Genomic DNA, 18,764 nt, shown 5'->3' with positions numbered 1-18,764 from the left:
TGTAGTATTAATTGATTTAAAATAAAATTAGATATGAATTTAAGAGCTGAAAATCATTCTTTTTCAGCTCTTATTATTTGGAGAAGATAGAAGAAGCCAAGAATTTAAGAGCATTTAGGTTAATTGGAAGTATATACAGGTTTATATTTTAGTTTTAACCTTATCTAGTGTATACTTATTGAGATTAGACCGATGCGTATTCACAACATATACATAAGCTAAAATTTTAAAATTAGTCAACTCAAATTAAATAAAGATTCTAAATTAGGAGTTATAGAGATAATGAAGTTTACAAATTTAACAGCTACAGAATTTGGCGATTTTACTGAAAAAATGCCATATAGCCATTTTACACAAATGACTGAAAATTATGAGTTAAAAGTTGCCGAGAAAACTGAAACTCATTTAGTAGGAATTAAAAATAAAGATAATGAAGTCATTGCTGCTTGTATGCTAACTGCTGTACCCGTTATGAAAATTTTTAAATATTTTTATTCAAATCGTGGTCCAGTCATTGATTATGAAAACAAAGAGCTCGTTCACTTTTTCTTTAATGAATTAAGTAAATATTTAAAACAGCAACGTTGTTTATACGTACGTATAGACCCTTATTTGCCTTATCAATATCGTAATCATGATGGTGATATTACAGGGAATGCTGGGAATGATTGGTTCTTTGATAAAATGAAGCAATTAGGATATCAACACGAAGGGTTTACAACAGGATTTGATCCAATATTACAAATTCGGTTCCATTCAGTTTTAAATTTAAAGGATAAAACTGCTAAAGATGTATTAAATGGAATGGATAGTTTACGAAAAAGAAATACTAAAAAAGTCCAAAAAAATGGTGTTAAAGTAAGATTTCTTACTAAAGAAGAATTACCTATTTTCAGATCATTTATGGAAGATACATCAGAGACTAAAGAATTTTCTGATAGAGAGGATAGTTTCTACTATAATCGATTTGATCATTTTAAAGATAGAGTATTAGTACCTCTCGCATATATAAAATTTGATGAATATCTTGAAGAACTTCATGCAGAACGTCAGACATTAAATAAAGACTTAAACAAAGCTCTAAAAGATATTGAAAAACGACCAGATAACAAAAAAGCACAAAATAAAAAAATAAATTTAGAACAGCAATTAAAAGCAAATGAGCAAAAAATTGATGAAGCAACACAACTTCAATTAGAACACGGTAACGAATTACCAATATCTGCTGGATTCTTCTTTATTAATCCATTTGAAGTTGTATATTATGCAGGTGGAACGTCAAATAAATATAGACACTTCGCTGGAAGTTATGCAGTTCAATGGACTATGATTAATTATGCAATTGATCATGACATTGACCGTTATAATTTTTATGGGATTAGTGGTCATTTTACAGATGATGCTGAAGATGCAGGTGTTGTGAAATTTAAAAAGGGATTTAATGCAGATGTAATTGAATATGTTGGTGATTTCGTTAAACCTATAAATAAACCAATGTATTCACTATATACAATACTTAAAAAAATTAAAAAAAGATTGAATTAAGAGGGGAATAGTGCGAATATGAAATTTACAGAGTTAACAGTTAAAGAATATGAAACCTTCGTACAAAATCCATCATTAGAGAGTCATTACTTCCAAGTTACTGAAAATATAAAAACTAGAGAAAATGACGGATTTGAAGTTGTGTTATTAGGTGTAAAAGATGAAAGTAATAAAGTGATTGCTGCAAGTCTTTTCTCAAAAATTCCAACTATGGGAAGTTATGTATACTATTCAAATCGTGGACCAGTGATGGATTATTCCGATTTAGGTCTTGTTGATTTTTACCTACGAGAGTTAGAAAAATACCTACACCAACATCAATGTTTATATGTAAAACTTGATCCATATTGGATTTATCAAATTTATGATAAAGATATCAATTCGGTAGAAGGTCATGAAAAAAATGATGCTTTAGTTAATTTATTTAAATCACATGGTTACGAACATCATGGTTTCACTACGAAATACGATCGCTCTAGTCAAGTGAGATGGATGGGCGTAAATTATCTAAAAGGTGAAACACCTGCATCATTGAAAAAGCAGTTTGATAGTCAACGTAAAAGAAATATAAATAAAGCGATAAACTATGGAGTAAAAGTAAGATTTCTTAAAAGAGATGAACTAAACATTTTCTTAGACTTGTATCGTGAAACAGAAGTACGTACTGGTTTTGTATCAAAAACAGATGAATATTTTTATAATTTTATAGATACATACGGCGATAAAGCATTAGTGCCATTAGCATATATTGATTTAGATGACTATATTAAATCATTGCAAACCTCTTTAAATGATAAAGAAACGCGTCGTGATCAAATGATGTCTAAAGAAAATAAAAGTGACAAACAGCTGAAAAAAATTGCTGAACTAGATAAACAAATAGAACACGACCAAAAAGAACTCTTACATGCAAGTGAATTACGTCAAACTGATGGACAAATTTTAAACTTAGCTTCTGGAGTATACTTTGCAAATGCTTATGAAGTAAACTATTTCTCAGGTGGCTCATCAGAAAAATACAATAATTATATGGGACCATATATGATGCATTGGTTCATGATGAATTATTGCTTTGATCATGGATATGATCGATATAATTTTTATGGTTTATCTGGTGATTTTACTGAAAATAGTGAAGATTATGGTGTTTATCGCTTTAAAAGAGGGTTTAATGTGTATATCGAGGAGTTAATTGGGGATTTCTATAAACCAATTAATAAACCTAAATATTGGCTATTTAAAACATTGAATCGTATACGTAAGAAGATTAAAAAATAACAATTAGAATAAAAAGCATATTGGCAATCTTGCCAGTATGCTTTTTTATAATTAGTGATAGAGACTAATTATAAATAGTGTAGGTAAATTCTAAGTTGTAAATACAAGTTGCATCCTACAAATTAATAATAGCATATCAATTATTTTTATCAATGATACACCAAAAGAAATTTATTTTTAATATTTTATAATAAATGAAATTTATAGTGTTTTATAATTTGAATAATAAATACATAGTTATTATATTATTAAATAACTAATCTAATTGGAATCATTCCGCTTTAGATTATTTTGAGAAATAATTAAGAACGATTGTATGAATCGTAATGCCAATATCCATGATTCAATACTTTAGATAATGATTATCGAACTGTAGAAAAAATAACTTTAAATAAATACTACTAAAATTAGAATGCATGGGCATATGTAAACGAGTTAAGGTATATATTAAAACTTTAAATAATCTGTATTTTGTTAAAAAGCTTAAATTGAAGATATTCATATAAAAATACAGATTTCGACAATTTAGTTTACATAATATATATTATAGGAAGTTGTATATATAACGATCAGGGGACCTATTCTATTTTAATGACACTTCAATGATATATTTTAGTTATCATTCTTTGGTTAACATTGATCTATCTAAAATGATTGACTTAGTTATAATTTGTTATGATAAAAATCAACTACATTATATGTATTATATATAATGTAGAAAATACTAATATGAATTTAGTGTTCGATATTTGTGACATAATTTATTTTGATAATTAATATAGTAATGAATCAATTATTGAATGCTTAGCTAGTTTACATAATGCAAGATACCATATGAATTTGCAGATAAATAATTTATATCTTTTGTTCTACCTTATCAATTTAAAGATTATCGGTGATATTGGAACCATTATTTCTAATAACAATTATTTCAAAGAAAGACTTTAATATCATAAAAAGTGATCCATTCTTATAAGTTTGACTATCGTCTCGTCTATTAACACGATTTTACTAAATATACCTTTCCAGTATTATGAGCAACATACCCCTTTTAAAATCATCAAATAAGTCAATAAGGCTACTTATTTTAAGTCTAATATACATGTTAAAGAAATCACCAACAATATAAAAGGAATATGTAATATTTTAGGTAAAATAAGATAATAAAATGTAAATATTTAATTGATAATGATTATCATTTTCTATTATAATACTTTCTAGGAGGTTAGAAAATGCAAAAATCATTTAAATATATTCTATTAATTTTATCAGTTATTTTAATCTTATCAGCATGTGATAAGCAATCGAATTCAAATTCTTCATCTAGTAAAGATACCATTACAGTAAAAAATACATATGAATTTAAGGATAAGAATCATACACATAGTAGAGGCAAAAATAAAACAGAAACAGTTAAAGTACCAGTTAATCCGAAACGTGTAGCAGTACTAGATTATGGCGCGTTAGATATTATGCAGCAAATGGGACTTCAAGACAAAATAGTTTCTATTGCTAAAGGACAAGGTGCTTCATTTTTGCCTTCTTCCCTTTCGGAATTTAAAAACAGTAAATATACAAATCTAGGCAATCCAGGAAGACCTAATTATGATGAATTAGCTAAATCAAAACCTAATGTTATCTTTGCTTCATTTAGACAAGCACATACGAAAACAATAGATGAAATGAAAAAAGCGGCGCCTAATGCTAAGATTTTATTTGTTAGTCCCGATAATGATAATTATATTTCATCAATTAAAGAACATACGACATTGTTTGGTAAAATTTTCAAAAAAGAAGAAAAAGCAAAAGCACTTAATCATAAATTAAGTGAAGAAGTGAAAGAGGCTAAAAAAGTAATTAATAAAGATACCGTATTACTTTTAAATGTTGATGATAAAGGCATTAGTGCCTTCGGACCAACTGGTAGATTTGGAGGCTTCTTAAATAAAGATTTAGGAATTAACCACGCTGATCCTAAAATGAAAGCAAATTCAGCTGGTAATATAGTTACTAATGAGTATTTAAATAAAATTAATCCTGATAAATTGTTTGTAATTAATCGAACTAAAAATGCGGATGACAAAACGTTACCTTCTGCTTTGAATAATCAAGTGATAAAAGATATGAAAGCAATAAAAAATCACCAAGTCTATCAATTTGAAGCTAATGCTTGGTATTTTAGTGAAGGTGGCATTGAAACAACTATTCATCAATTAAACAAAATTGAAAAAGCCTTTAAAAAATAATCCTTTTATACACTATTAAAAATATAAATGGGAGTGGGATAACGAATTCAAAATGAATTCTATCCTACTCCCTTATATTTATCTTCTATCACGACGACGATACATGTACTCGTCGTTATCATATTTTTTCATCTCTTTTTCCAATTGCTTTTCTTTACGTTCTCGGCGCCATCCTCTTGTAAAATACCATAAAAGGAAACTAATCATTAAACTGATAATGGCAAGAAAAGCGGCATAGCCTAATAAAGGCTGGAACGTTATATTATAAAAATTAGGAATAAAGAAAGCTAATACTGCTAAAACAACGAAGGTAATTACTGCTGCTGAAAACCATTTTTTCAGTACCAATGTACAAAAGACAGTTAATACCATCATTGCTAGGATTGTGATCCAAAGATAATTTGGCATATCAAATATCGTCATAAAAAACGCCTCAACTTTTATATTTTATAATATGTAATATACAATACTTTTATAAATAATTATACCTTCTTAATTATTAAAATGACTCAGACTAAAGGCTTAAAACTGAGTTTACAAATAATATTATGTATAATATATATGAGAATAACTATTTAGGAGTGAATAAAATGAACACAGGCTTACCACTCAGAAAACATGTTCCAGATAATGAAAAATGGAATTTAGAAGATTTATTTACGAATGATGAAGCATTTTATAATACTTTAAATGATGTATTAGAGAAATCCGCTCAATTTAATCAAAAATATAAAAATAATTTATCAGAAACTAAAATTATTCTAGATGCACTTAAAGAATATGAAGACTTACTTATACAATTTGATCGATTAGGTAATTATGCTGAACTTAGATTAAGTGTTGATACTACAAATGAATTAGCGCAAACATTAAATGCCAAACTATCAACATCTTATGGTAAGATATCTAGTTTATTATCATTTGTTGAATCTGAAATAATGATACTCTCTGATGATAAATTAAAAGAGCTAAAAGAGCAGTTCAATAGTCCTCATTATCTAGAAAAATTAATAAAACGTAAACCTTATCAATTATCTTCAGAAGTTGAAGAAGTGCTTGCCAGTTTGTCGCCTACTTTTCAAAGTGCTTATGAACTCTATGGAACAACTAAAATGCTTGATATTGCGTTTGAATCGTTTGAACATAATCATGAAATGTATCCTTTAGATTATGCAACTTTTGAAAATGAGTATGAAGACAGTTCAGATCCAGAGTTTAGACGTAAAAGTTTCGAAGCTTTTAGTAATGCATTGCGTAAATATCAACACACAACAGCTGCAACATATAATCAACATGTACAACAAGAAAAAATTGAGGCTAATTTAAGAGGCTATGATTCTGTTATAGATTATTTACTACAAGAACAAGAAGTTACACGTGAAATGTATGATAGACAAATTGATGTCATCATGAGTGATTTAGCACCTGTGATGCAAAAATATGCTAAAATACTGCAAAGAATTCATAACTTAGATAAAATGCGATTTGAAGATTTAAAAATATCAGTTGATCCTAGTTATGAACCAGATATTTCAATAGAAGACTCAAAACAATATATTCACGGTGCTTTAGGTGTTTTAGGCGATGACTATATTAAAATGGTTGATAATGCTTATAATCATCAATGGATTGATTTTGCTCAAAATAAAGGTAAAGATACTGGTGCGTATTGTGCTAGCCCTTATTTTACGCATTCATATGTATTTATTTCATGGACAGGTAAAATGGCAGAAACTTTCGTATTAGCGCATGAATTGGGTCACGCTGGTCATTTTACATTGTCACAAAAACATCAACATTTATTAGATTCAGAAGCATCTATGTATTTTGTAGAAGCACCTTCTACAATGAATGAAATGCTGATGGCAAACTACTTATTTAGTAATAGTAATGATGCACGGTTTAAACGATGGGTGATTGGCTCAATTATATCTCGCACATATTATCATAATATGGTCACGCATTTACTGGAAGCAGCATATCAAAGAGAAGTATACAAAAAAGTTGATAACGGTGAATCTTTAACAGCACCCGTTCTTAATAAGTTAATGAGAAACGTTTATGAACAATTCTTTGGTGATGCGGTTGAACTTACTGATGGAATGGAATTAACGTGGATGAGACAACCACATTATTATATGGGATTATATTCATATACGTATTCAGCTGGATTAACTATTGGCACAGTGGTCTCTCAAAAAATTAAAAAAGAAGGACAAAAAGCAGTCGATGCATGGTTAGAAACGTTAAAAGCTGGAGGAAGTAAAAATCCAGTTGAACTTGCAAAAGTAGCAGGCGTTGATATAACAACAAATGCCCCACTTAAATCTACTATTGCGTATATTTCAGAATTAGTAGATGAAGTAGAAACACTTACAAATGAAATTGAACATAATTAATATATTATAAAGGAGTGAGACACGATTCAAAATGAATCGTGTCTCACTCCTTTACTTTGATTTTTTTAGTTTGAATAAAACTATCAACTATAAAGTAGTTTAACGATCATATTTATCAAAATGTTCACCAGTAAAGTAATAATAAATACTTTCTGCTATATTTCTTACATGATCCCCTACTCTTTCTAAGTTACGTGCAGCTAAATGCGCTTGACCAGCTACAAATGGATCATTATCAATTAGATAAGTTGTGTTAACAATATTCACGTATAAATCATCAATATCTTTATCACGTTCGATAATTTCTTTAATCAATGTTAAATCTTCACTTTTAACAGCAGTATTTAAGTCTTCTAACATTAATAATGCAAGTTTACCCATTGTTTTTAAACGTGTTAAGACATAATGATCTGTAATTTTTACTCTTAGTCGAATATGAGCGATATTTGCAGCATTATCCCCCATTCTTTCAAAATCAGTAGAAATTTTTAAAGCTGCCATCATCATTCTTAAATCAGTAGCAATTGGTTGTTGTTTCGTAATTAACATGATTACTTGTTCGTTAATGTCATAATCAAATTTGTTAATTTCTTTATCTTTTTCAATGACGTGTCTAGCAAAGTTTCTATCATCTTCACTTAATGATTCAATAGCATTGTTAACATTTGAATAAACACGAAGACCAAGACGACGAAGTTCTTTAATTAAATCGTCCAATTGGCCTTCATATTTTTGTCTAATAATTTTCATTAAGCATTAACCAAAACGACCAGAAATATAATCTTCTGTTTGTTTGTCTGAAGGATTAGAGAAGATTTTATCAGTATCGTCATATTCATTTACATAACCATTAAGGAAGAATGCTGTTTTATCAGAAACACGTGCAGCTTGTTGCATGTTGTGTGTAACCATAATGATAGAATAATTTTCTTTTAATTCTTGAACCAGTTCTTCAACTCTTAAAGTAGAGATAGGATCTAATGCTGATGTAGGTTCATCCATTAAAATAACATCTGGTTCAATTGCTAAACATCTAGCAATACAAACACGTTGTTGTTGTCCCCCAGATAATCCATACGCATTTGTATGTAATCTGTCTTTTAATTCATCCCAAATTGCAGCACCACGTAATGACTTTTCAACAATTTCATCAAGTAATTTTTTATCTTTAATACCATGGATTTTTGGACCATAAGTAATATTATCATAAATTGATTTAGGAAATGGATTTGGTTGTTGGAATACCATTCCTACATTCGTTCTTAATTTTTCTTTTGAATAGTTGTTATCAAAAATATTTTGTTCTCTGTATAAAATTTTACCAGCAGTTTTAACTGATGGTACTAATTCAACCATACGATTTAATGTTTTAATATACGTTGATTTACCACAACCAGAAGGACCGATAATAGCAGTGACATTATTTTCTAAGATATCTAAATTGATGTTTTGTAAAGCATGATTTTCACCATACCATAAATCTAAATTTTGAGTTGAATAAACTACTTTTCTTTCACTGTCAGGTTTAATATTTTTTTTATTTTCGCTATTAGTTGTTACAATTGTTGTCTTTTGAGACTGATTGTCGTTTGTTGGATGAGTGTGATTTGAGTGTTGATCAACAACATCATTTGTATGTTGTTCAATGTTCTTTTTCTTTTCATCTACGTTGATTTTTGCCATATATAAAACTCCTTTTATTTTAAGAGAGAAAGCAGAAATCTTTCTCTCTATCCCAAATAACTTTAATAATAAAATGCTTAATATTTTCTAGAAAATTTATTACGTAAGAAAATTGCTAAACCGTTCATTAATAATAAGATAACAAGTAATACGATAATACCTGCTGAAGCCACGTTTTGGAATTCAGCTTGTGGCATTTTAGCCCAAGTATAAATTTGAGTTGGTAAAGCAGTAAACATTGAGAATAAACCAGATGGTACTGCTAAGAAAATAGTTGGAATACCGATTAAGATTAATGGTGCTGTTTCACCTAATGCACGTGAAAGTGATAAAATAAATCCCGTTAAAATACCAGGTAAAGCAGCGGGTAAAACCACTTTTCTAATTGTTTGCCATTTATTTCCACCTAGACCATAAGATGCTTCTCTTACAGAATTAGGTACGGCACGAATCGCTTCCTGGCTTGAAACGATAATAATCGGTAAGATAAGTAATGACATTGTTAAAGCAGCAGCGATAACAGTATTTCCTAAAGATAATGATTCAATACCAGCGCCACGTACAAATAATGTTAATCCTAATAAACCAAATACAATTGAAGGCACACCAGCTAAGTTAGAAATACAAATTTTAACGAAACTTGTAAACATATTATCGCGTGCGTATTCTTCAAGATAAATTGCTGTACCAACACCTAAGATAATAGAGATTGGGATGATAGTAATCATTAACCATAATGTACCAGCTAATGCGCCTTTAATCCCAGCTTGTGATGGTGTTGAAGATGAGAAACTTGTAAAGAATTCAGGTGTTAAATGTCCTACACCTTTTACAAGTGTTTGAATCAGTAATGCGGCAAGAACGATTAAAGCAAATACAATACATGCAAAGAATAGCCATTTATTAAGACTATTTTTTTTATCGCGACTAGATAGGTTTTTTTCGACTTTACTTTTGTCAACTAAACCTTTAGTTCTTGGATCAGTCGTTGCTGTCATATTAATACTCCTCTCTATAACGCTTAGAAATCCAGTATGAAATTAAGTTCATAATTAATGTGAAAATGAATAATGTGAAGCCAACTGCATAAATACTATAGTAAATATCTGAACCGAATGTCGCATCACCTGTAGCAATTTCAACAATATAACCTGTCATTGTTTGAATAGAACTTGTTAATGTTAAAGATGATGTCGGTGAACTACCTGCAGCTAATGATACGATCATTGTTTCACCAATAGCACGAGAAATACCAAGTACAATTGAAGCAATTACACCAGAAGCGGCAGCTGGTAATACGACTTTAGTTGCAACTTCAAATTTAGTTGAACCTAAACCAAAAGCACCTTCACGCATTTTATTAGGTACAGAAGCCATTGCATCTTCACTCATACTTGTAATAATTGGAACAATCATTATTCCAACCACGATACCAGGACTGATAGAGTTAAAACTATCGAGTTGAGGTATAAATGTTCTTAATAAAGGTGTTACAAAAGTTAAAGCAAAGAAACCGAATACGATAGTTGGAATGCCAGCTAAGATTTCAAGAATAGGTTTAATAATACGTCTTGCTTTATCGCTTGCATATTCACTTAAGTAGATTGCAGCGCCTAATCCGATAGGAACAGCTACTAAAGTACCAATGAAAGTAATTTTTAAAGTACCAAGAATTAATGCCCAAATACCATATTTAGGGTCAGAACTTGTAGGATTCCAATCTTTAGTAAAAAGAAACTCAGTAATTGAAACACGTGTAAAGAATGTGATTGTTTCAGTGATTAATGTAAATAATATACCGATAGTTGTTAAAATAGAGATGGCAGCAATAATTCCTAAAATAATTGGCACGATTTTATCAGAAAATCCACCTTTTTTAGCGTTATTTTTAGCTATCATCTCTCTAACATTAGTGTTAGAAGCCATATATAACCCTCTCTTTTTATTTCTCCCAATAGATTTTAAAAAAAGAGCAGGAAATTATCAGGTAACGAATGAGTTCAAATTAATTTAAAACACTTTAACAATCACCCATGTATATATCCTGAACAACTCATGTAAATGAATGTTACATGAGTTGTTAATTCCCAGCCCTTTATATTAATAATGATTATTATTTGTCAGAATCTTTTTTGTATTTATCTAATTCTTTAATTTCATCTTTATAAACTTTGCTTGGTGAAGCAACGTATCCAGCATCTTCAGCTGATTTACCTTTGTCATCTAAAGTGAATTTCAAGAATTCTCTCATAACATCATTATCTTCTAATGATTTTTCTTTAACATATAAGAATAATGGTCTACTTAAAGGATAAGAACCATCTTGGATAGTCTTTTTAGTAGGTTCTACAGATTTACCATCGTCACCTTTAATTTTAACTTCTTTTAATTTATCTTTATTTTGTTTATAGAAGTTATAACCGAAGTAACCAATACTTTCTTTGTTTTTCTCAACTGATTGAACGATAACGTTAGTATCTCCATTTTTTTGAGCTTTGATATCTTGTTTATCCATAACTTCTTCTTCCCAGAAGTCATAAGTACCATGACTTGAGTTTGGAGAGAAAGCTTTGATTTCTTTGTTAGGCCAGCTAGAATCTACATCTTTCCAAGTTTTAGCTTCGCCACTGTAGATTTTTTTCAATTGATCTTTAGATAATTCTTTTACAAAGTCATTATCTTTATTAACAGCAACAGTTACACCATCTTGTGCAATTTTAAATTCTTTATATTTAATGTTTTTGTCTTCTAATTTTTGTTTTTCTTCATCTTTGATAGGTCTAGAAGCTTGTGAGAAGTCAGTTTCACCAGCGATGAATTTTTCAAAACCAGCACCAGTACCTGCTTGACCAGATGAAATAGTTGCGCTTGGATGATCTTTAGACCATTTTTCATTTAATTTTTCAACGATTGGAGCAACAGTAGATGAACCTTCACCTTTTGCAGAACCTTTAAGGTCTTTTCCATCTCCTGAACCACTGCCGCCACTATTTCCACCGCCACATGCGCCTAAAAGAACAGTAGCACCTAAAACAGTTGTACCAACTAATTGCCATTTCTTCATTAAAACATCCTCCTAATTATAGATAACCCAAAATGTTATATGTATTTCTTACAATGCTTATATTACATACCTTTTGTTAATGTAAAATAGAGTAATTGTAAATATTTTGTTAATTTATCAAAAAACTTATGTTTTATATAAATAAAACCCATAAAAAAAACCATCGAGAGTGTTACCTTTCAATGGTTTTGAACTATCTATATAATATGGAAGAAACTCGATTTTCATGAACTCATTATTCTTGAATAAGACTTTTACCTTTTTTAGTTAATGTGATTTTTCCAGTTTCAATATTTATAATTTTTCTTTTATATAAATGACCAATTGCACGTTTAAATGAACCTTTACTCATGTTAAATACTTCTTTAATTGCTTCCGGACTTGATTTATCCCAAAATGGAAGTTCTCCATCATACTCTACTAACAAATCAAAGATAACTTGACCATCCTCATCTAAACGTTCATGTGCGAGGGGTAAGAATGAACCGTTCAATTCACCTTTTTCATTATGTCCGATAATACGTACTTCTACAGCTTCGCCTAATCTTGGCTCATGTTTACGTTCAGACTCATGTACAAACACTTTGTAACCATCCTCAGTTAATAAAAAAGTCCCGATACGTAATAAACGATATGGTCTTGCTTTTAATACTTGATTTTGCATATCATCATTAGATACAGGTGTAAACATTTTTTCCACAATTGTTTCACTAGCTAAACGTGCGAACATTTGATGATTTCTATCGATTCTTAATGTGACTAATACATAATCTCCTGATTGAGGCCATAACGATTTAACTTTAGGTAAATCTTCCCATGGAATAAGCACCTCTCTTGGTAAACCAACATCTACTCTTGCACCATCTCTATCTGTTTTTAATACTTTTGCAAAATCATATTTATCTTTTGTAATGTCAGGCATATTTTGAGTAGCAAATAATTCACCTGAACGGTTTGGATAAATGAAGAAACTGTATTCTTCTCCAATTTCGAATTCATCTTCCTCATTGATTTCTGACTGATTTAACTTCACTTGTTCACCATTTGGACCTTTTAATAAATAAGTAGAGCCTTCCAATCCAAGAACTTCTAGAAATTCAATTGAACCAACGATATCTTTGTCTAATGCCATAGTTGTCTCCTTTAAGCAGTTTATTTCTAAGTATTATAACATGAGTTTTATAAAGTATCATTGGCATAAATGATATAAGGTCGAATATAGGAACATTATATGATATAATTTTTTGCGTTAGATAAACGATGAATAAAGGAGTAAATGAATGTTACAAGTTACGGATGTAAGTTTACGTTTTGGTGATCGTAAACTATTTGAAGATGTAAATATTAAATTTACTGAAGGTAATTGTTATGGACTTATCGGTGCGAATGGTGCAGGTAAATCTACTTTCTTAAAAATCTTATCTGGAGAAATTGATTCACAAACGGGTCATGTTTCTCTTGGAAAAGATGAACGTTTAGCAGTATTAAAACAAGATCACTTTGCTTATGAAGATGAACGTGTATTAGATGTAGTTATAAAAGGACATGAACGTCTATTTGAAGTGATGAAAGAAAAAGACGAAATTTATATGAAACCTGACTTCAGTGATGAAGATGGCATTCGTGCAGCTGAATTAGAAGGTGAATTTGCTGAAATGAATGGATGGAATGCCGAAGCAGATGCAGCTTCCCTACTATCAGGACTTGGTATTACCCCAGATTTACATGATAAGCAAATGTCAGAGTTAGAAAATAATCAAAAAGTAAAAGTATTATTGGCACAAAGTTTATTTGGAGATCCAGATGTTTTATTACTCGATGAGCCTACCAATGGTCTTGATATTCCTGCCATTAGTTGGTTAGAAGATTTCTTAATTAACTTTGAAAATACTGTCATTGTAGTATCTCATGATCGTCATTTCTTAAATAATGTATGTACACATATTGCAGATTTAGATTTTGGTAAAATCAAAGTCTATGTTGGTAACTATGATTTTTGGTATCAATCAAGTCAACTTGCTCAAAAAATGGCTCAAGAACAAAACAAGAAAAAAGAAGAAAAAATCAAAGAATTACAAGACTTCATTGCTCGTTTCTCTGCGAATGCGTCAAAATCAAAACAAGCAACAAGTCGTAAGAAGCAATTAGAAAAAATTGAACTTGATGATATTCAACCATCTTCAAGACGTTATCCTTATGTGAAATTCACCCCAGAAAGAGAAATTGGTAATGATTTATTAGTAGTTGATGGTATCTCAAAAACAATTGAGGGTGAAAAAGTTTTAGATAATATTTCATTCACTATGAATCCAAATGATAAAGCTATTTTAATTGGCGATAGTGAAATTGCTAAAACTACCCTATTAAAAATACTTGCTGGTGAAATGGAACCAGATGAAGGTTCATTTAAATGGGGAGTGACAACTTCATTAAGCTATTTCCCTAAAGATAATTCTGATTTCTTCGAAGGCGTAGATATGAATTTAGTTGAATGGTTACGTCAATATGCTCCTGAAGATGAACAAACTGAAACATTTTTACGCGGTTTCTTAGGACGTATGCTATTTAGCGGTGAAGAAGTTAAGAAAAAAGCAAGTGTATTATCAGGTGGAGAGAAAGTACGTTGTATGTTAAGTAAAATGATGCTTTCAAGTGCCAATGTTTTACTACTTGATGAGCCAACGAACCATCTTGATTTAGAAAGCATTACAGCTGTTAACGATGGATTAGCTTCATTCAAAGGATCAATTATCTTTACTTCATATGACTTTGAATTTATTAACACAATCGCTAATCGCGTGATTGATTTAAACCAACCAGGTAGTTTATCTAAAGAATTGCCATATGAAGAATATCTAAAAGAAATTGGTGTGTTACAAAATTAAAATAATAGGATTTTAATAAAGCATCTTCTATTTTTAAAATTTAAACTATGCATAACACTGTCGCTAAATAACGAACTTTAGCGACAGTTTTTTTTATAAAATACTATTATTTTCGAATTATTGTTATTATTTATACAAATTACTTATTATTACTATCTCTTTTCTTTAACAGTAATATTACTTCAATAATTTTCAGTTTATTTCAAAAAATCACAATAATCGGTTTACAGTTAAAAGGTGCTTATGTATAATTAAAAACATAGTAATTGAATAAGAAATTGATGAGGCGCATCAATCATTAGTATATATTAGAACACTGTCTGCCACGGCTAATATAGAAAGGGTGCGATGCCGAAACGAATTGCAACCGCAGTAAGCGTTCGTTGGACTTTGTGGTTAAGAGCTGAGAGTTTGTCATTATTATTTAATAATGGAGTGCATCACTTGTATATAAATTACGAGCAAGTTCGCACATTCCGAACTTGCTCTTTTTTATGACGTGTGCCCCTAAATTCTAGGAGGTAAAATCTTGAAACGACGTGTTTTGAAGTTCGGTGGTTCATCTGTCGCCGATTTTACAAAGATAAAAAATATTGCAGAAATGCTTAAACGCCGTGTAGATGACGGTGAACAACTTATTGTTGTCGTAAGTGCTATGGGCAAAACAACAGATCAATTAATGGAAAATGTTTCTCATCTTACAACAACTCCAAAAGATGAAGAACTTGCTCTATTATTAACAACTGGTGAACAACAAACAGTTTCTTATTTGTCGATGGTATTAAATGATATTGGCGTAAGTGCTAGAGCTATGACTGGATATCAAGCAGGTATCAAAACAGTAGGTCATCATTTAAAAAGTCGAATTGCAGAAATTAATCCTGAAACATTTAATAAGGAATTTAAAGACAAGGATGTTTTAGTTGTAGCAGGTTTCCAAGGAGTGAACGACGAATTAGAGTTAACTACACTTGGTCGTGGTGGTTCAGATACGACTGCTGTTGCATTAGCAGCTAGTAATCAAATCCCTTGTGAAATTTACACTGATGTTGATGGCGTTTATGCTACTGATCCAAGAATTTTGAGTGAGGCAAAACGTTTAGATTATGTGTCTTATGAAGAAATGATGGAAATGAGTGCTTTAGGTGCTGGTGTGTTAGAAACAAGAAGTGTAGAACTTGCTAAAAATTATGATATCCCCTTGTATTTAGGTAGAACGTTATCAAATGTGAAAGGAACATGGATTATGCCAAGAACAGAAATATTAGAAAAAAAAGCCGTAACTGGAGTTGCATTAGATATACATATGATGCATGTAACAATTAGTTACCCTCTTCCAGATAATCGCCTTCTAACTCAATTATTTACTGCTTTAGATGAAGGTTCAGTTAATGTGGATATGATTTCTCAAATCGTAAATGTTGAAGGTTTACAACTATCTTTTTCTATTAAAGATAGTGATGTACAACAAATTTCAAGTATCTTAGAGGAACTTTCTACAACATTTGATGCTTTAGATTATAAAATTAATGAAGCTTACGTCAAAATTTCGTTAATTGGTTCAGGAATGCGTGATATGTCTGGTGTAGCTTCAAAAGCATTTATTACGTTAATTAATTCTAATATTCCATTTTATCAAACAACAACTTCTGAAATTAGTATTTCTTATGTTATTGATGCAGAAAATGGAAATAAAGCGGTTGAAGTTCTATACGATGCTTTTGATATTTAAACTTAAGTTAAAATAAGTAATTCAAAATTCAATTAATATTTAAATGGAGTGATTCTTTTATGACAAGATTAGCAGTAGTTGGAGCAACAGGATTAGTCGGAACAAAAATGTTAGAAACAATTGATCGTAAACATATCCAATTTGATGAGTTGGTATTATTCTCATCAGCAAGATCAGCAGGTAAAGAAATTGAGTTTCAAGGGAAAACATATACAGTTCAAGAACTTACAGAAGAAGCAGCAAGTGAAAAATTTGATTACGTGCTAATGAGTGCAGGTGGCGGAACAAGTAAACAATTTGCCCCTATTTTCGAAAAAGCTGGAGCAATTGTTATTGATAATTCAAGTCAATGGCGTATGACAAACGATGTGGATTTAATTGTACCAGAAGTTAACCAACCAGAATTTAAACGTGGTATCATTGCTAATCCTAACTGCTCAACAATTCAGTCGGTCGTGCCACTTAAAGTTTTATACGATGCTTTTGGATTAAAACGTGTAGCTTATACAACATATCAAGCAGTTTCGGGTTCAGGGGTTAAAGGTAAGAGAGACTTAGCTGAAGGTGCGAATGGTAAAGCTCCAGAAGCTTATCCACATCCTATTTATAATAATGTTTTACCACATATTGATGTTTTTTTAGAAGATGGATATACAAAAGAAGAGCAAAAAATGATTGATGAAACACGAAAAATTTTAGGACAACCTGACTTACGTGTGACTGCAACATGTGCACGTGTACCTGTTCAAGATAGTCATAGCGTAGAAATTGATGTTACTCTTGATAAAGAGGCAACAGTTCAAGAAATTAAAGATTTATTTGAAAACGATAATCGTGTTGTTTTAGTAGACAATCCTGAAAATAATGAATATCCTTTAGCTATTAATTCAACAGGTAAAGATGAAGTGTTTGTAGGTAGAATTCGTCGTGATGACTCACTTGATAATACTTTCCATGTTTGGTGTACTTCAGATAACCTACTTAAAGGTGCAGCTTTAAATGCAGTTCAAGTGTTAGAACAAGTCATTAAATTAAAAGGAGCTAGATAATATGGCACATATTTTTGAAGGTGTAGGTGTAGCGCTTGCTACTCCATTTACTAATAATGAAGTTGACTATAAAGCATTAGAACGACATGTTCAATTTTTACTTGATAATAATGTTAAAGCAATTATTGTAAACGGCACTACAGCAGAGAGCCCTACTTTAACAGAAGAAGAGAAAGAAAAAGTACTTCAAGTGGTGATTAAACAAGTTAATCATCAAGTGGCTATTATCGCTGGAACTGGTACAAATAATACAGCTAAATCTATTCAAGCTTCATTACGTGCTAAAGAATTAGGTGTAGATGGTATTATGTTAATCACACCTTACTATAATAAAACGAATCAACGTGGCTTAATTAAACATTTTGAAACCATCGCGAATGAAGTTAAGTTACCTGTTGTTTTATATAATGTACCTTCAAGAACGAATATGACAATTGATCCTGAAACAGTCGAAACATTAAGTCATAATGATTACATTGTAGCTATTAAAGATGCTACAAATGACTTTAACTATTACGAAGAAGTGAAAAAACGTATTCATCAAGATGAATTTGCTTTTTACAGTGGTAATGATGATAATGTCGTAGAATTCTATAATCGTGGAGGTAATGGCGTAATTTCTGTCATTGCTAACGTTATTCCGAAAGAATTTCAAGCACTTTATGATGCTAAACAAAATGGGAAAGAAATTGAGAAAGACTTTGAACCGATAGGTCAATTGTTAGATGCACTTTCAGTTGATGTCAACCCTATTCCAATTAAAGCTCTAACAAGTCATTTAGGATTTGGAAATTATGAATTAAGATTACCTTTATTACCACTAGAGAAAGAAAAAGCAAATGTATTAGTGAATGCTTATAAAGCATTTAAAACGGAGGAATAA

Annotated in this window: 15 protein-coding genes and 1 riboswitch; of the genes, 8 read left to right on the top strand and 7 right to left on the bottom strand. The window is 30.5% G+C overall.

The window, feature by feature from the left end:
• Positions 1 to 282 precede the first annotated feature (282 nt).
• The 3 genes from NSU06_RS06925 (at position 283) to NSU06_RS06915 (ending at position 5,069) form a co-directional block, all read left to right on the top strand.
• Positions 283 to 1,545: an aminoacyltransferase gene (locus NSU06_RS06925; RefSeq protein WP_048681885.1), complete on the top strand. Its 1,263-nt coding sequence runs from the start codon at positions 283 to 285 to the stop codon at positions 1,543 to 1,545.
• Positions 1,546 to 1,563: 18 nt separating this feature from the next.
• Positions 1,564 to 2,823: an aminoacyltransferase gene (locus NSU06_RS06920; RefSeq protein WP_049420528.1), complete on the top strand. Its 1,260-nt coding sequence runs from the start codon at positions 1,564 to 1,566 to the stop codon at positions 2,821 to 2,823.
• Positions 2,824 to 4,055: 1,232 nt separating this feature from the next.
• Positions 4,056 to 5,069 carry a siderophore ABC transporter substrate-binding protein gene (locus NSU06_RS06915; protein ID WP_070647595.1) on the top strand — a complete coding sequence of 338 codons (1,014 nt, stop codon included), beginning with the start codon at positions 4,056 to 4,058 and terminating at the stop codon, positions 5,067 to 5,069.
• A 78-nt stretch (positions 5,070 to 5,147) separates the two neighbouring features.
• Here NSU06_RS06915 and NSU06_RS06910 read toward each other — a convergent pair whose 3' ends face one another.
• Complete coding sequence (locus tag NSU06_RS06910; protein WP_017174696.1) at positions 5,148 to 5,492, bottom strand: membrane protein; 345 nt, start codon at positions 5,490 to 5,492, stop codon at positions 5,148 to 5,150.
• A gap of 167 nt (positions 5,493 to 5,659) precedes the next feature.
• Between NSU06_RS06910 and pepF the strand changes: the two genes are divergently transcribed.
• Entirely contained in the window at positions 5,660 to 7,468 is a 1,809-nt protein-coding gene (pepF, locus tag NSU06_RS06905) for an oligoendopeptidase F (RefSeq protein ID WP_017174697.1), read from the top strand.
• A 99-nt stretch (positions 7,469 to 7,567) separates the two neighbouring features.
• On the opposite strand, the gene phoU is transcribed toward pepF, so the two are convergent.
• From phoU to cvfB, 6 genes are all read right to left on the bottom strand, one after another.
• Positions 7,568 to 8,218 carry a phosphate signaling complex protein PhoU gene (phoU, locus tag NSU06_RS06900; protein WP_017174698.1) on the bottom strand — a complete coding sequence of 217 codons (651 nt, stop codon included), beginning with the start codon at positions 8,216 to 8,218 and terminating at the stop codon, positions 7,568 to 7,570.
• A gap of 6 nt (positions 8,219 to 8,224) precedes the next feature.
• Positions 8,225 to 9,151 carry a phosphate ABC transporter ATP-binding protein PstB gene (pstB, locus tag NSU06_RS06895; protein ID WP_017174699.1) on the bottom strand — a complete coding sequence of 309 codons (927 nt, stop codon included), beginning with the start codon at positions 9,149 to 9,151 and terminating at the stop codon, positions 8,225 to 8,227.
• Positions 9,152 to 9,228: 77 nt separating this feature from the next.
• Entirely contained in the window at positions 9,229 to 10,149 is a 921-nt protein-coding gene (gene pstA, locus NSU06_RS06890) for a phosphate ABC transporter permease PstA (RefSeq protein WP_017174700.1), read from the bottom strand.
• Between the two features lies 1 nt (position 10,150).
• Positions 10,151 to 11,077, bottom strand: coding sequence for a phosphate ABC transporter permease subunit PstC (gene pstC / locus NSU06_RS06885; RefSeq protein ID WP_017174701.1), 927 nt, complete (start codon positions 11,075 to 11,077; stop codon positions 10,151 to 10,153).
• Positions 11,078 to 11,264: 187 nt separating this feature from the next.
• Entirely contained in the window at positions 11,265 to 12,215 is a 951-nt protein-coding gene (locus NSU06_RS06880; RefSeq protein ID WP_017174702.1) for a PstS family phosphate ABC transporter substrate-binding protein, read from the bottom strand.
• A gap of 235 nt (positions 12,216 to 12,450) precedes the next feature.
• Entirely contained in the window at positions 12,451 to 13,347 is an 897-nt protein-coding gene (gene cvfB, locus NSU06_RS06875; RefSeq protein WP_017174703.1) for an RNA-binding virulence regulatory protein CvfB, read from the bottom strand.
• A 148-nt stretch (positions 13,348 to 13,495) separates the two neighbouring features.
• Between cvfB and NSU06_RS06870 the strand changes: the two genes are divergently transcribed.
• The 4 genes from NSU06_RS06870 (at position 13,496) to dapA (ending at position 18,764) form a co-directional block, all read left to right on the top strand.
• The gene (locus tag NSU06_RS06870) at positions 13,496 to 15,100 is read left to right on the top strand and encodes an ABC-F family ATP-binding cassette domain-containing protein (protein ID WP_017174704.1); all 1,605 of its coding nucleotides are present in this window, start codon (positions 13,496 to 13,498) and stop codon (positions 15,098 to 15,100) included.
• A gap of 273 nt (positions 15,101 to 15,373) precedes the next feature.
• A riboswitch (Lysine riboswitch) is annotated at positions 15,374 to 15,549 on the top strand.
• Between the two features lie 77 nt (positions 15,550 to 15,626).
• Positions 15,627 to 16,832, top strand: a complete 1,206-nt coding sequence (locus tag NSU06_RS06865; protein ID WP_176746863.1) for an aspartate kinase — start codon at positions 15,627 to 15,629, stop codon at positions 16,830 to 16,832.
• 59 nt (positions 16,833 to 16,891) lie between these two features.
• On the top strand, positions 16,892 to 17,881 hold the full coding sequence (locus NSU06_RS06860; protein WP_017174705.1) for an aspartate-semialdehyde dehydrogenase: 990 nt from the start codon (positions 16,892 to 16,894) through the stop codon (positions 17,879 to 17,881).
• A gap of 1 nt (position 17,882) precedes the next feature.
• Entirely contained in the window at positions 17,883 to 18,764 is an 882-nt protein-coding gene (dapA, locus tag NSU06_RS06855) for a 4-hydroxy-tetrahydrodipicolinate synthase (protein ID WP_340779661.1), read from the top strand.

This window comes from Staphylococcus sp. FSL W8-1270, assembly GCF_038007165.1.
In the GTDB taxonomy this organism is placed as follows: domain Bacteria; phylum Bacillota; class Bacilli; order Staphylococcales; family Staphylococcaceae; genus Staphylococcus; species Staphylococcus hominis.
Note: the sequence above shows the minus strand (reverse complement) of the source record. Positions and strands in the feature narration are given on the sequence as shown.